This is a genomic window from Rhodococcus coprophilus NBRC 100603 (assembly GCF_001895045.1).
Lineage (GTDB): Bacteria > Actinomycetota > Actinomycetes > Mycobacteriales > Mycobacteriaceae > Rhodococcus > Rhodococcus coprophilus.
Genome location: NZ_BDAM01000012.1, coordinates 92,352 through 105,959 on the forward strand (window position 1 = coordinate 92,352; position 13,608 = coordinate 105,959).

12 protein-coding genes are annotated in these 13,608 nt (G+C 65.0%); 9 read left to right on the top strand and 3 right to left on the bottom strand.

What is annotated here, in order from left to right; all coding sequences use genetic code 11:
* Window positions 1-4: 4 nt before the first annotated feature.
* Both RDCOP1_RS20450 and RDCOP1_RS20455 read right to left on the bottom strand, forming a co-directional pair.
* Window positions 5-1,219, bottom strand: coding sequence for an acetyl-CoA C-acetyltransferase (locus tag RDCOP1_RS20450; protein WP_072704953.1), 1,215 nt, complete (start codon window positions 1,217-1,219; stop codon window positions 5-7).
* 153 nt (window positions 1,220-1,372) lie between these two features.
* Window positions 1,373-2,959, bottom strand: coding sequence for a TRAP transporter large permease (locus RDCOP1_RS20455; RefSeq protein ID WP_072704956.1), 1,587 nt, complete (start codon window positions 2,957-2,959; stop codon window positions 1,373-1,375).
* Between the two features lie 360 nt (window positions 2,960-3,319).
* Between RDCOP1_RS20455 and RDCOP1_RS20460 the strand changes: the two genes are divergently transcribed.
* A complete protein-coding gene (locus tag RDCOP1_RS20460; protein WP_072704959.1) occupies window positions 3,320-4,738 on the top strand; it encodes an MFS transporter in 1,419 nt (472 codons plus the stop codon).
* Here RDCOP1_RS20460 and RDCOP1_RS20465 read toward each other — a convergent pair.
* Entirely contained in the window at window positions 4,725-6,326 is a 1,602-nt protein-coding gene (locus RDCOP1_RS20465) for a helix-turn-helix domain-containing protein (protein ID WP_231922851.1), read from the bottom strand. The genes RDCOP1_RS20460 and RDCOP1_RS20465 overlap by 14 nt on opposite strands.
* Before the next feature lie 326 nt (window positions 6,327-6,652).
* Here RDCOP1_RS20465 and RDCOP1_RS20470 point away from each other — a divergent pair, with 326 nt between their 5' ends.
* The 8 genes from RDCOP1_RS20470 (at window position 6,653) to RDCOP1_RS20505 (ending at window position 13,572) form a co-directional block, all read left to right on the top strand.
* The gene (locus RDCOP1_RS20470; protein ID WP_072704965.1) at window positions 6,653-7,099 is read left to right on the top strand and encodes a GlcG/HbpS family heme-binding protein; all 447 of its coding nucleotides are present in this window, start codon (window positions 6,653-6,655) and stop codon (window positions 7,097-7,099) included.
* A gap of 183 nt (window positions 7,100-7,282) precedes the next feature.
* On the top strand, window positions 7,283-8,002 hold the full coding sequence (locus RDCOP1_RS20475) for an iron-containing redox enzyme family protein (RefSeq protein ID WP_072704968.1): 720 nt from the start codon (window positions 7,283-7,285) through the stop codon (window positions 8,000-8,002).
* A gap of 98 nt (window positions 8,003-8,100) precedes the next feature.
* Window positions 8,101-8,481: a Rieske (2Fe-2S) protein gene (locus RDCOP1_RS20480; protein ID WP_072704971.1), complete on the top strand. Its 381-nt coding sequence runs from the start codon at window positions 8,101-8,103 to the stop codon at window positions 8,479-8,481.
* On the top strand, window positions 8,478-9,704 hold the full coding sequence (locus RDCOP1_RS20485) for an NAD(P)/FAD-dependent oxidoreductase (protein WP_072704974.1): 1,227 nt from the start codon (window positions 8,478-8,480) through the stop codon (window positions 9,702-9,704). Before RDCOP1_RS20480 ends, RDCOP1_RS20485 begins: the two co-directional genes overlap by 4 nt.
* The gene (locus RDCOP1_RS20490; protein WP_072704976.1) at window positions 9,701-11,149 is read left to right on the top strand and encodes an aldehyde dehydrogenase family protein; all 1,449 of its coding nucleotides are present in this window, start codon (window positions 9,701-9,703) and stop codon (window positions 11,147-11,149) included. The genes RDCOP1_RS20485 and RDCOP1_RS20490 overlap by 4 nt, the downstream gene beginning before the upstream one ends.
* A gap of 41 nt (window positions 11,150-11,190) precedes the next feature.
* A complete protein-coding gene (locus tag RDCOP1_RS20495; RefSeq protein ID WP_072705202.1) occupies window positions 11,191-11,547 on the top strand; it encodes a Rieske (2Fe-2S) protein in 357 nt (118 codons plus the stop codon).
* A gap of 41 nt (window positions 11,548-11,588) precedes the next feature.
* The gene (locus RDCOP1_RS20500; protein ID WP_072705205.1) at window positions 11,589-13,142 is read left to right on the top strand and encodes a gamma-glutamyltransferase family protein; all 1,554 of its coding nucleotides are present in this window, start codon (window positions 11,589-11,591) and stop codon (window positions 13,140-13,142) included.
* Entirely contained in the window at window positions 13,132-13,572 is a 441-nt protein-coding gene (locus RDCOP1_RS20505) for a RidA family protein (RefSeq protein WP_231922852.1), read from the top strand. The genes RDCOP1_RS20500 and RDCOP1_RS20505 overlap by 11 nt, the downstream gene beginning before the upstream one ends.
* Window positions 13,573-13,608 lie beyond the last annotated feature (36 nt).

The following is a 13,608-nucleotide window of genomic DNA, read 5'->3' on the forward strand; positions in this document are numbered from 1 at the left end:
GGTATCAGACGCGCTCGATGATGGTGGCCACGCCCATACCGCCACCGATGCACAAGGTGACGAGGGCGCGCTTGGCTCCGCGGCGCTCGAGCTCGTCGATCATGGTGCCGGTGATCATGGCGCCGGTGGCGCCGAGCGGGTGACCCATCGCGATGGCGCCGCCGTTGACGTTGAGCTTCTCGTCCGGGATCTTCAGATCCTTCTGGAACTTCAGGACGACGGACGCGAACGCCTCGTTGATCTCGAAGAGGTCGATGTCGTCGACGGTCAGACCCGCAGCGGCGAGCACCTTCTGGGCGGCCGGCGTCGGGCCGGTGAGCATGATGGTGGAGTCGGCACCCGAGGTCGCCGTCGCGACCACGCGGGCACGCGGGGTGAGACCGAGATCCTGGCCGGCCTGCTCGGAGCCGACGAGCACGAGAGCCGCACCGTCGACGATGCCGGAGCTGTTGCCGCCGTGGTGAACGTGGTTGATCTTCTCCACGAAGTGGTACTTCTGCAGCGCGACGGCGTCGAAGCCGCCCATCTCGCCGACCGACGCGAACGACGGCTGGAGCTTCGCCAGACCCTCGAGGGTCGTGTCGGGACGCATGTGCTCGTCCTGATCGAGGATCGTCAGACCGTTCTGATCCTTGACGGGCACGACCGACTTGGAGAAGTAGCCACCCGACCACGCCGCCGCGGCGAGCTGCTGCGAACGCAGCGCGTAGGCGTCGACGTCTTCACGCGAGAAGCCTTCGATGGTCGCGATCAGGTCGGCGGAGATGCCCTGGGGCACCAGGTAGCTGTCGTAGTTCGTGGCGGGATCGAGCATCCACGCGCCGCCGTCGGAACCCATGGGTACGCGCGACATCGACTCGACACCACCGGCGAGAACCAGCTCGTCCCAGCCGGAACGGACCTTCTGCGCAGCCATGTTGACGGCCTCGAGGCCGGACGCGCAGAAACGGTTGATCTGGACGCCACCGGTGGTGACGGGCAGGTTGGCGACGGTGACAGCGGTACGGGCGATATCGGCACCCTGGTCGCCGACCGGGCCCACGACACCGAGGATGAGATCCGAGATGCGGTTCTCGTCGAGGTCGGGGAAACGGACACGCAGTTCGTCGATCAGGCCGGTCACCAGCGAAATCGGCTTGACGGAGTGCAGGGACCCCGTCTTCTTGCCTCGGCCGCGTGGTGTTCGGATGGCTTCATAGATGAATGCCTCGGTGGTCACAGTGCGCAGGTTCCTTCCCGTGCTTGCGGAGTAACAGCACCCACGGCCCGCCAAAGGGCCGCCGTGCCCAACTTCCCACCACCGTATGAGCTGCAGGCCACAGCGGTAAGGACCGAAGCGATCGGGGTCCGTGACCGAACCGAGCGACTTCCGTCAGAACACGAGCACCGCGAAGACGGTCGACAGCACCAGGCCGGCCATCACCGGCAGGAAGCACTTCCGTGCCAGGTCGAGTACGGGCACCCGCGCAAATCCCGCCACCGCGATGAGCGACGACCAAGCGATGATCACTCCACCGCCCGACCAGATGTTGCCCATCTGCCCAATTGCTGCCAGCGTCGCGGGATCGACGTCGACCGCGGGACCGAGCGCACCGGACAGCGCTCCGGTAAGGGGAAGACCGCTGAATCCGGATCCGTCCAATCCTGCGATGAGACCGATGAGCAATATCCCGAACGATGTGACGAACGCGTTCTGCGGTAGGTGCGCCTGTACTGCGGTGACGAGGTCGAACAGGATCGCGGGCCCCGCTGCATCGGACGAGAGGCCGAGGATCGGCGCGGCGAAGTCGGGATTCCCGATGAAGAAGAACCCGGCGATGGGTAGCACGCATCCCATGGCTTTGAAGGCGAACACGAGACCGTCGACCAGGTGGTCGGAGGTGGTTTCGAGGAAGCCACCCTTGTCGCTCGATGCTGCGGCCGCGAACAGAACGAGCGACGCGATCCCGCCGACGATCGCCGCGGCCTCGCCACCTTTCAGCGGCGGCACGACATCGGTGAATTTGCCCAGCATCAGGTAGACGATGAACGCGAGATAGGCCAGCGGGACAAGCATGGCGAATGCTTTCGCGGTACCGCGCCGTTCATTCTCCGACTGTGGGACCTCGAATGTGCTTGCGTCGTCCCGATGGGGCGCCAGCACGGCCGTCGCTGTGCCCGCGGCTACGCCGAGGGCAGGCGGTTGCCCCAACTCTTGGGGCCGAACCGGACCCGTCGAAGCGCTTCCACTCGGGCCACTCGGATCGGGCGCCGAGGTGGGCTCACCGACGCCGCTGTCAGCTTCGGCCTCCCACTCGGTCAGTAGATCGGGGGACGGCGTCCGCCACGTCCGCTTCTGCGAGAAGTAGGTGATGAGAAGCGCGGTACCTCCGACGATCAGCGACAACACGAGAGCTTTGTCGGCCACCGCATCGGGGTCCACACCGGCAGCAGACGCCGAGATGCCCGGAGCGACCTTGATGATGTAGTCGGACGACAGCGCCATGCCCTGACCGCAGATAGCGATGACCATGCCCACGGAGAGCGGCGACAGCCCAGCGCGAATGGCGACAGGAATCAGCACCGCGCCGACGAGCGGAACAGCAGGGGTCGGCCAGAAGAACAGTGAGATCACGTATGTCACGGCGGCGAGCACGAGGAAACTGCTCGTTCCTGCCCTCATGACACGACGGAACGGCGCCACCATCAGCCGGTCGGCACCGAGTTGCCGCAACGCTCCGAGCATCGCAGTGACCATCGCGATGATGAGGAAGATATTGAACAGTTCCTTCGCTGCCACCAGGCTCGCGTTGAAGATCGACGAGAGTCCGGTGACGATACTCCCCGAGAACACCAATGCGGTGAGAAATGTTGCGACGACAGCGGGAACGACGATGTTCTTCCGCAGGGCCATGGTGACCAGGATGACGAATATGCCGGCGAGATAGACCCAGTGGGCGGCCGTGAGTTGTACGTCCAATGCATGTCCTTCAGCAGGAGAGCGGAATGGAGCGGGCTTGTCTCCGTGGAACTTTCCGCGCTCCTCCAGGCACGGTCAACACGAACCCTGCACACCGGTCGGAACGCTACTTGTGCAGTGTGTTCCTTTTTTGCGATTCCGTGTCGTTCGATCGCGCGTTTGTGAAAAAGTGCTACGAACACGTGTCGGAACACGGTTTTGAATCTCTCCGCCGAACAGCTTGTGCACAGTGCCTGCGTCCCGGAACCTCCGGATGTGCTGTTTGTCCTGGCGACGCTCGTGCACGCCGTCGGGTTGTAGTGCGAGAGTGGAACGAACGGCCCGATGATGCCGTGCATTTCGATCGTTTCCAGGAGTTCGATGACCACACGTACCGAAGCAACTCCAGAGTCACCGGAGTCACCGAAGGGTGCCGACACGGGCACGCCGCTCGCACTGTCCGCACTGCTCGCGGGGACGCTCGTCGGAACTTTGAGCAATAACATCATCAATGTTCCTCTTGCACAGATTCTTTCGTATTACGACTCGTCATTGGAAGACGGTGCGTTGCTCGCTGTCGCCTTCCTGCTCACGTTCGCGGCATCGATGCCGCTCGCGGGGTATATCGGTGATCGCTTCGGTCGGCGCCGCGTGTACTGCGCAGCCCTGCTGGGTACCGCGGTTTGCGCCGCGGGAGCAGCGACAGCACCCAGCCTCGAGATTCTGATCGGGTGGCGTGCGCTCGGAGGTGTGGCAGCCGCGGCATTCGCGCCGGCAGTGATGGGGTTGCTCGCCTGGCTGTTCGGCCCACGACGTCGCGCCCGTGCAGTGGGCGCGTGGGCGACGGTCAACGGAATCGGACAGGCGATCGGCCCCTCCCTCGGAGGACTCATCGCGGGCAACTGGGGATGGCGCTGGGTCTTCGTCCCCCTGATTCCTATCGCGCTGGTCGGGCTTGCGGGAACGCTGCGCTGGATCCCTGCATTCCCAGGACGCCCGATGCGGCTCGACGTGCTGGGCGCAACCACCCTCACCATGGGCTCGGCAGGAATCATTCTGGGTCTCAGCATGTTCGGAAAGTCAGGTGTTCCCGTCGGCATGGCGTGGGCGAGCCTCGCGGTTTCGGTCTTCGTGCTCGTCTGGTTCGCGGTCCATTGCCTGCGCGTGCGCATGCCGTTCGTGGACGTACGCCTGCTCACCGAAAGCCGTTTCGCCCGAAGTTCGGTCGCCTCTTTCGCTCAGATGTTCTGTCTCGGAACAGCTCTTCTCGCCGTTCCCCTACGGCTCTCGGCCACAGGCGTATCCACAACGACGGCCGGGATGATCCTGTTCTCCCTTCCCGCAGTCATGGCCGTCCTCGCCCCGTTGATCGGCCGCATCACGGACCGGGTCGGTGCTCGGCGGGTATTGCGGTGCGGATTGACAATCCTCGCCATCACCCAGTGCGCTCTGGCGGCCGTTCTGGGCGCGAACGACCCGGATCCGTGGCTGGTCGCCGGCGTGCTCGCGGTGACCGGAGCCGGAATCGCGGCCGTGCAGACCCCCGCCGCGACGGGATCCACCCGATCCCCCGCCGGGGCACAGGGAACTGGACTCGGAGTGTTCAACCTCATCCGCTTCGGCGGTTCCGCCGTCGGTGCGGCGTGGGTGACCATCGGACTCGGGTCCTGGTCGGTCACCATCGTTTTCGTCGTCTGTGCGCTGGTCGTGGGCAGCGCGTTCGCCGCCACATTTCTCGGACGCGACCCTGAGGACGTGGAAGATGCCGCGGTGATACGTGCCGCCCTCAGAGATAGTTGATTTCGCGTTCCACTGCGGTGTGCAAGTGGTCGAGGAGTTCCAGCCGGACGGCAAGCCACGCTGTGAACTGGTTCTCGGGGGTCCGGACATCCATCGCCATTGCCCGCGAAATCCGGTCCAGCTTCGACAACATGGTGTTCCGGTGCACGTCGAGTTCACGCGCGGCAGCATTGACGTTTCCGCCCGCACCGAGATAAGCCACGAGCGTGTCGTAGAGGTCGCTGCCGGGCCGGAGCGAGCCGAGTACATCTTCGACGAAGCGCCTACTCCGCTCCGTCTCTGCGACAAGTTCGAGGACACCGTATCCGCGCAGGTCGTGATAGGAAACCGAACCCGATATCCCCATCCGTTGCCCGATCCCGAGAGCCACACGAGCCTGCCGATAGCTCTCTCGGATCTGGTCGGCGCCCGCGGCAGGGGTGCCGTGTGCGACCGGCACCGGACGACCCCGACGACGCGACAAGTCGGCCGAGACGGCATCGGCGAACTCGGCGATCTCGGCCTCCGTGTCGCGCGCATCGCGGTACCGAAGTGAGCGCACCACCACGAGTACGTCACCGATCACAGTGACGTAGGAACGGACAGAGGGGTGCGGAAGCACGCTCGCCGCGTAGCGTGCGAGCCGAAGCAACCCACCTGGTCCCTCGGCGCCCGACACTGTCGGATTCTCGTCGTAACCCGGGGCGACGAATACCGCAAAGGTCGAGGTGAGGTCGATGTCGTGATACTCGGCGCGAGCTTGCATGTCGTGCCGACTGGCGAAGCTCCCGTGTACGAGTGCCTGCACGAAGTCGCCCCGCGCACGCTCCTCTGCTTCGTCGACGCTGCGCTGGCGCAACATCTCCGAACCGATGATTGCGGTCGCCTGGTCGGTCACCACTGCGTGCCGCGCGAGGTCGTGCGGGCCGGGTGCGGAACCGCTGGCCAGAACGACCACCCATCCCTCGAAGCGTTTGCCGAGGCGGATGGCGCTCGCGGTACACGTCCAGTGCACGCCGGCCACCGTCTCCTCGACCACGCGGGTGTCGTGATGTCCCCTCCCGTCCGGTGTCGTCGACCCGGATGCGGCGCGGATGGCCTCGGAGATCTCGCCGATCGACGCCGGGTCGATGCCGTGGTGTGCCACGGCATGACCACGCGCATCCAGCGCCACCGCAGGATGCTGGGCGAGCGACGACACCTCCTTGATCAGCAGGGTGAGCCCGGCGCCGCGGTGAAGCAGTCCCGCGAGCACGGAATGCACATGAGCGGAGTAGCGCATGACATGCACTTCCTGCATCAGGCTTCGTTCTGCGAGCAGCCTGTTGAGCGCAGCGAAACCGACGGGCAAATCGAGTTCCACGACAGGCAGACCCAGCGGCAAGGACGCGATCGCGGCGGGAAGCGCACCGTCCACGACGAGGCATGCCGCGCCGCGTGCAGCGACAGCGGATACGGCCTGCAGACTGTCACCTAGCATCTCTGGGCGCACGTACACAGCAACGTTTGCCAGCTCGTCGTACCTGCCGACCACTTCGCCGAGGGGCAGCACCCAGGTCAGTGCGCGGTCGAGGGCGTCGTCTCCCTGCACGACACGAGCGTCAGCCATAAGCGGTTCATCGAGAAGTCCACGGACGGTCAAGCGGGGGCTCGGTTCCACGGCAACCTGCTTCCATCGAAGATGAGGGCGCCGGACCGATTCCGACGTCATGCACTTCTTACATGAGCTACCAGAGACACACCCACCCAGAACATGTGCAGTGTGTACACCGAACACCCTCACTTCACAGTGATATTGACTCTCCCACTGTCCGCGCTTCGCTGTTAGAAATATGCCACGCCCCGGCAGAGAGCCTCTCGACCGGACGCCCTTCCGCCCATTCGGGCATTCGTTCGCAGGGACCGTTCCGATCCCGACCCCGAAGTGGAGAAACCATGCATCGAATTCATCGAATCACTCTCGACGACGCACTGCCCCTGCTCGCCGCCGGACGCGCGAAGGCCGAAGAAATCGGCGTCAAGCAGACGTTGTGCGTATGCGACGAAAGCGCGAATGTCATCGCGCTGCACCGCCTCCCCGGAGCGCGCCTGACCGGGGTCGACATCGCAATCGCCAAAGCATTCACGGCTGCGGGACACGAACGCGCCACTCATTTGTTCAACGAACCAGGCGGTCCAGCGCTCCCGGGTAATGAAGCATTCGGTATCAGTCACATGCTGCCCGGCAAGTTCGCGATCTTCGTGGGCGGGTTTCCCCTCGTCTACGACGGTCAGATCGTCGGTGCGGTAGGGATCAGCGGCGGAAACGGCGAGCAGGACAAAGCCGTCGGAGCCGCGATGCTCGCCGAATTCGACGCATTGGTCGCCGCCGGCACGCACTGACACGTGCACATCGACCCGACGCACGCCCTCTTCCGGCCATTGTGGCCATGGCAGCGCTCCTTCTCGTGCACCTAGGCTCTCCATACCGAAACATGCTGCATCAGCGGCATTTTCGGACCCGCAACGCCGCGGGACATTCCAGGACGGTATCGACCGCACGACCACCTGTGAAAGGCACATCTCATGACCGAACTGCTCGGACGCGACGATTTCCGCGCCGCACTCGAAAATGCCATCAAAGGACGGGAAGCCAAGAACGCGTCGTTCAGCAAGGCGTGGGCGGAGGGCACGCTCGAGAAGCATCACTTCGCCCGGTGGGCAGAAAACCACTACCACTACGTGGGTCCCTTCGCCGACTACCTCGCAAACATCTACTCCAACACACCCGACCACTACACCGACGCGAAGGACTTCACCCTCCAGAACATGTACGAGGAGGAACTCGCCGACATCCGGCACACCGATCTCCTCATCAAGTTCGCAGAGGCCTGCGGCACGACGAAGGAACGGGTGGAAGACCCGAACAACATGAACGCCGTGACGCGCGGACTTCAGGCGTGGTGCTACGCGGTCTCCCAGCGTGAGCACTTCGTGGTCGCGACCGCGGCACTGGTCGTCGGGCTCGAGTCCCAGGTGCCGAGCATCTACAAGAAGCAGATCATCCCGCTCCGCGAGGTCTACGGCTTCACCGAGGACGAGATCGAGTTCTTCGATCTGCACATTACGTCCGACGTCGTCCACGGTGAGCGCGGGTACCAGATCGTCCTGGACTGCGCCGACACACCCCAGTTGCAGCAGCGTTGCCTGCAGCTTGTGCGGTGGGGTGCGGAGATGCGCTTTTCGTACACCAAGGGCCTGTACGACTCCTACGTCGCTCCGGACCTCGAACTGACATCCGTCTGACCCCACTACCGGAGGCGGCCGGTGACGCACGACCGCGAACGGGGAGCGGGAGCCTCCACCGGACTCCCGCTCTCCTCTGCACGAGCGACAGGAGAACCATGTCCACGGACGCCACGAGCACCGGCGCTGGCCCACAGACGTGGGTTGCCGTCACCACCATGAAAGAACTGTCCCGCCGCCGCAAACTGCGAGTAGAAGTGGAAGGCATCGCGATCGCGCTGTTCCACACGGAGGGCCGCGTCTACGCCTTCGCCGACCTGTGCGTGCACCAAGACCGCTCCCTCGTGAAAGGCACCCTGCTCCACGGCCGGGTGATCTGCCCCGGGCACCAATGGCGGTTCGACCTCGACACCGGATACGAGGAGGACCAGGACATCTGCCAACCGACATACCCGGTTCTCGTCGATGGGGACACCGTCCACATCGCCCCCGTGCCGCGACGCGGCGCAGGTACCGCCGAAAAGGAAGGCACCACATGACCCTTCGCACCGTGGTAACCGTCGGCGCCGGCCAGGTGGCCGCCGGCGCCGCACGCACCCTCCGTCGCCGGGGTTTCGACGGCCGCATCATCCTGCTCGGCGACGAATCTCACGCGCCATACCAGCGCCCGCCGCTGTCCAAGGAATTCCTCGCGGGTCGCGAGTCTGCCGAGTCGCTCTCGCTGTTCACGCCGCGGTGGCTGGAGGCCAACGACATCGAGATCCGGACCGGTGTCACCGTGCGCCGCATCGACACCACCACCGGATCAGTCGAATTCGACGGTGGATCCGTCGCAGCCGATGCCGTCGTTCTCGCGACCGGCGGCCGGCCCCGAACCATCGAATCGACCGGCCCCCGGCCCGATCTCGTCCACTATCTGCGCACCCTCGATGACGCCCTCGCCCTCGCCCCGCGTCTCATCCCCGGATCCCGGCTGATCGTAGTCGGCGGCGGTTTCATCGGCCTCGAGATCGCCGCGACCGCGCGGTCACTTGGGGTCGAAGTGACCGTCGTCGAGCAAAGCGCGCACCTCCTCGGCAGCGTCCTGGGCCCGCAAGTCGGCAACTACTGCGCAGATCTGCACCGCCGCAACGGAATCAACCTGCATACCGGTACCGGTGTTGTCACTGTGACCACGTCCGACCGAGGCGTGCGCATCATCACGACGACTGGTGACACGATCGAGGCCGACGCCGCAGTCGTCGGCATCGGGATCGTCCCCGATACCCAGGTCGCAGCCGCAAGTGGCCTGTCCGTCGACAACGGCATCGTGGTCGACGAACACGGCCGCACCTCGATCCCGAATATCTACGCGGCGGGCGATGTCGCAAATCGCTTCTCACCCCGAGCGGGGCGGCACATTCGCGTGGAACATTTCGACAACGCCAACCGGCAATCCACTGTGGTCGCCGACACGATCGTCGGACGGACGAAGCTCTCCGACGACCCGCACTGGTTCTGGTCCGACCAGTACGACACCAACATCCAGTTCGCCGGAACTCCATTAGGTACAACCGACTTCGTAATCCGCGGCGACATCGAGACGGGCGAGTTTTCCGTCTTCTACCTTGCCGGTGACACGCTCACCGCGGCATTTGCCATGGACCGCGGCGAAGACATCATGGCTGCCCGCGAGCTACTCGGGCGGCAGGTCGACCCCGCCCGCCTCGCGGACGAAGACACCGACCTCTGGGAGATGTACGAAGAAGTGGAGCCCGCATGACGATCGCCGGACTGAACCATATCGACGGACGCTGGGTACCGGCAGCGTCGGGCGCTGTGTTCGAGCGGCGCAACCCAGCCGATGAATCCGACCTCGTCGGAGTGTTTCCCGACTCGGATGCGGTCGACGTACGCAACGCCGTCGACGCGCTCGACAAAGCCGCGCCCGAGTGGGCTGGGACCGCCCCCGAGCGCCGCGCCGCGATACTGGAGGCCGCAGCAGACCACCTCACCGCCCAGGCAAGCTCACTCGTGGATGAACTGATCCGCGAGGAGGGCAAGACTCGGACCGAGGCCACCATGGAGGTGAGTCGCACACCGATGAATCTGCGGTTCTACGCCGGCGAGGCTACCCGCGCGACGGGTGCGACATTCCCTGCGCCGGCGCCGACAACCGTGTACACCGTGCGTGAACCGATCGGGATCGTCGGTGCCATCACGCCGTGGAACTTCCCGCTCAACATCCCGTCGCGCAAACTCGGTCCTGCACTGGCAGCGGGAAACACCGTGCTCTTCAAACCCTCCGAGATCACGCCGCTGATGGGTCAGCGTCTGGTCGAGGCATTGCTCGCCGGGGGTCTGCCTGCAGGCGCGATCGCTCTCGTCCAGGGCGGAGGGGCAGCAGGTGCCGCCGTAGTCGAAGATCAACGAGTCGCAGCAGTGACGTTCACCGGTTCCACTGCTGTCGGGCGGTCGATCCACCGTTGCGTCGGTCCGGAACGCCGGGTGCAGCTGGAGATGGGAGGCAAGAACCCGGTGGTGGTGCTCGCGGATGCCGATCTCGATGCTGCTGCGGCACTCATCGTCAAGGGTGCATTCGGATTGTCGGGTCAAGCCTGCACCGGAACCAGCCGGGTCGTCGCCGTCGACGAAATCCATGACGCGCTGCTCGGCAAGGTCGTAGCGCGCACCGAGGCGCTGACCGTCGGGATCGGTGCCGGCGCCGCTATGGGGCCGCTCGCGAGCTCGTCTCAGCTGGCCAAGTTCCTTGAATACGTGAAGATCGGCGTCGACGAGGGTGCCGACCTGATATGTGGTGGGACGCGTTGTGAGGAGGAATCGCTCCGCAACGGATTCTTCGTCCGGCCGACGGTGTTCGCGAACACCTCCCCCGGGATGCGGCTTCTGAGCGACGAGGTATTCGGTCCGGTTCTGGCGTTCCAGCGCGCCGCGTCGTTCGACGAAGCCCTCACCCTGGCAAACGACGTTGCGTTCGGGCTCAGTGCCTCGGTCGTCACGAAGAACCTCTCCGCCGCTCACCGGTTCGTTGCCGGATCCCGGACGGGGTTGGTGAAGGTGAATCAGCCCACCACCGGAATGGCGATGAATGCTCCGTTCGGCGGATACAAGCAGTCGAGCACCCAGACGTTCAAGGAGCAGGCCGGCCCGACTCTCATGCAGTTCTACCAATCCGAGAAGACCGTATATCTCTCGCCCGACGCCTGACGCAAGAACACGGCGTACACCACATGCCTGGAGGAAAGACCTTGGAGTTCAAGCGAGTGGCCCGTTCCGGGCAGGTAACCGAAGGCATCGTTCGCCGGTTCTACGCCGACGACTACGAGTTCGCCATCTCCCGGCTCGACGGCAAGGCATACGCGACGTCCAACTATTGTTCCCACCTCGACTGCCTGTTGTCGTCCGGCAAGCTGGTTCAGGACGGAATCGGATGCTCTTGCCACGGGAGCGCCTTCGATCTCGAAACCGGTGAACCCATCTGTCCGCCGGCGACCGAGCCGATCAAGACGTATCCCTGTGAAGAACGTGACGGTGAGATCTTCGTCGGTATCGATCCCACCGAGCCCCCGGAGGGTCCCCGCCGACGCCGGATGCGGTCGGCGTGACATCGCGAAGCATCCGCCCGGCGACGCTGGCGACCGGCGGCATGGTCGCCTCGAGTCATCCGCTCGCAAGCCAGGCGGGCGCACGAGTGCTCACCGACGGCGGCAACGCGGTAGATGCGGCTCTCGCGATGGCCGCAGTCACGTGGCTGACCTTGCCCGGGCAGTGCGGGATCGGTGGCGACGCATTCGCCGTGGTGCGAGAGCCCGACGGTTCCGTATGGACCGTCAACGGCAGCGGGTACGGACCCGACGGAGGTACGCCGGACTTCTACCGCGACAAAAGCCTCTCGGCGATTCCGTTGAACGGCGCCCTCGCCGTCGCCGTGCCGGGTGCACCCGCGGCCCTTGCCACGCTGCACGAGCGCGGGTCGACCATCCCGTTGGCCGACCTGTGGGAACCCGCCGCACGGATCGCCGAACGCGGACTCCCCTGTTCCGCAAAGACCCGCGCCGACGTACAGACCGCCCTGCGGGCTATTCGTTCCGACGTCGGGCTCGCGTCGGTATATACCGCGGGAGGCGACGCCCCACGCGTCGGTGATCGTCTTCCTCAACGGGACCTGGCGCGCACGATCCGCGTTCTTGCCCGGGACCCCGGATCTTTCTACAGCGGATCCCTGGCCGAACGGTGCGTCGCTGCCGTCACGGATTCCGGCGCACCGTTCACGGGTGACGAATGGCAAGCAGGTGCCGTGGTGCCCGCCGAAGCGGCATTGGTCGGGACGTATGCGGGCGCGACTGTGCACCAGACTCCGCTGCCCACACCTGGATGGATGGTGCTGCAGCAAGCGGCGCTGTGTGACGGCGAGTTGGACTCGGAGCGCTGGCTGGGCACCTCGGCGATCGACCGGATGGCACGGGCTGCGACGATCTCCTTCGAAGATCGCTTGCGCTGGTGCAGTTCCGAGAACGACGGTGCCGAGAGGGCACTGGCTCCCGCGAACATCAGTGCGGGCCGAGCACGGCTCGCAGAGCGTGAACCCGTCGGCGCATTCTCCGTGTCGGACGGCGATACGACGTCGTTCGTCGCCGTGGACGGCGAAGGACGAGCCGTGTCCTTCATCCATTCTCTCGCATTTACGTTCGGGGCGAAGCTCACCGTGCCGGGAACCGGCATCGTCCTCAACAACCGGCTCGGACGCGGTGCGTATCTGATCGACGGTCATCCGAACGAGGTGTCCCCGAGACGAAAGCCCCTGCACACGCTCAATGCATGGATCGTCACCGGCAAGGATGGACGGCTGATGCACGCCGGCAATACGCCGGGTGGCGACGGCCAGGTGCAGTGGAACATGCAGTTGCTCTCCCATTTACTCGATTACGGACTCGATCCGCAGCAGGCAGTGGAGGCACCGCGATTCACAGTGTTCCCCGGCTCCGACGCCGACACCCTCGGGAGAGCTCCGGAGTTGCGCATCGAAGCGCGCGTCCCCGACGAGGTTCGGCGGTCGCTGGAGAACTTGGGGCACCGACTGAAAGTTCTCGACGCGTACGGCGCCGAAGGCAGCGCACAGATCATCTCGTTCGACGAACGAGGAGTTCTGCACGGCGGCAGCGATCCGCGGCAGGAAGGGGTTGCTCTCGGTGTCGAATGAGGCTGAATCGGAAACGAGTTCGACTCCGGCACCGCAAGGCCGCTACGTCGCGGCGGTACTTGCCGGCGGGACCATCCGGACAGCGGGAATGACGCCGCGCCGCAATGGAACACTGACCGTCACGGGTAAGGTCGGCGCCGATCTGACAGTGGCGGAAGCACGGACTGCGGCAGCCCTGGCTGTGCGGAATGCACTTTCCGCCGTACAGTCGGTACTGCCCTCCGGCAAGAGCTTTCGTCCGGTGGAGATGGTGGTCTACGTCGCCGCGGCCGACGGGTTCACTACGCTGTCTGCCGTCGCCGACGGTGCGTCGGATGTCATCGCCGAGGAGCTCGGCCCGGAGAATCTCCCCGCACGAAGTGCCATCGGGGTGTACACCCTCCCCGGAGGCGCGCCGGTCGAAATCTCCCTCACCGCCACCGTTCGCTGACTCGCGTGCAACACGAGCGTCACATTCCGAACAAGG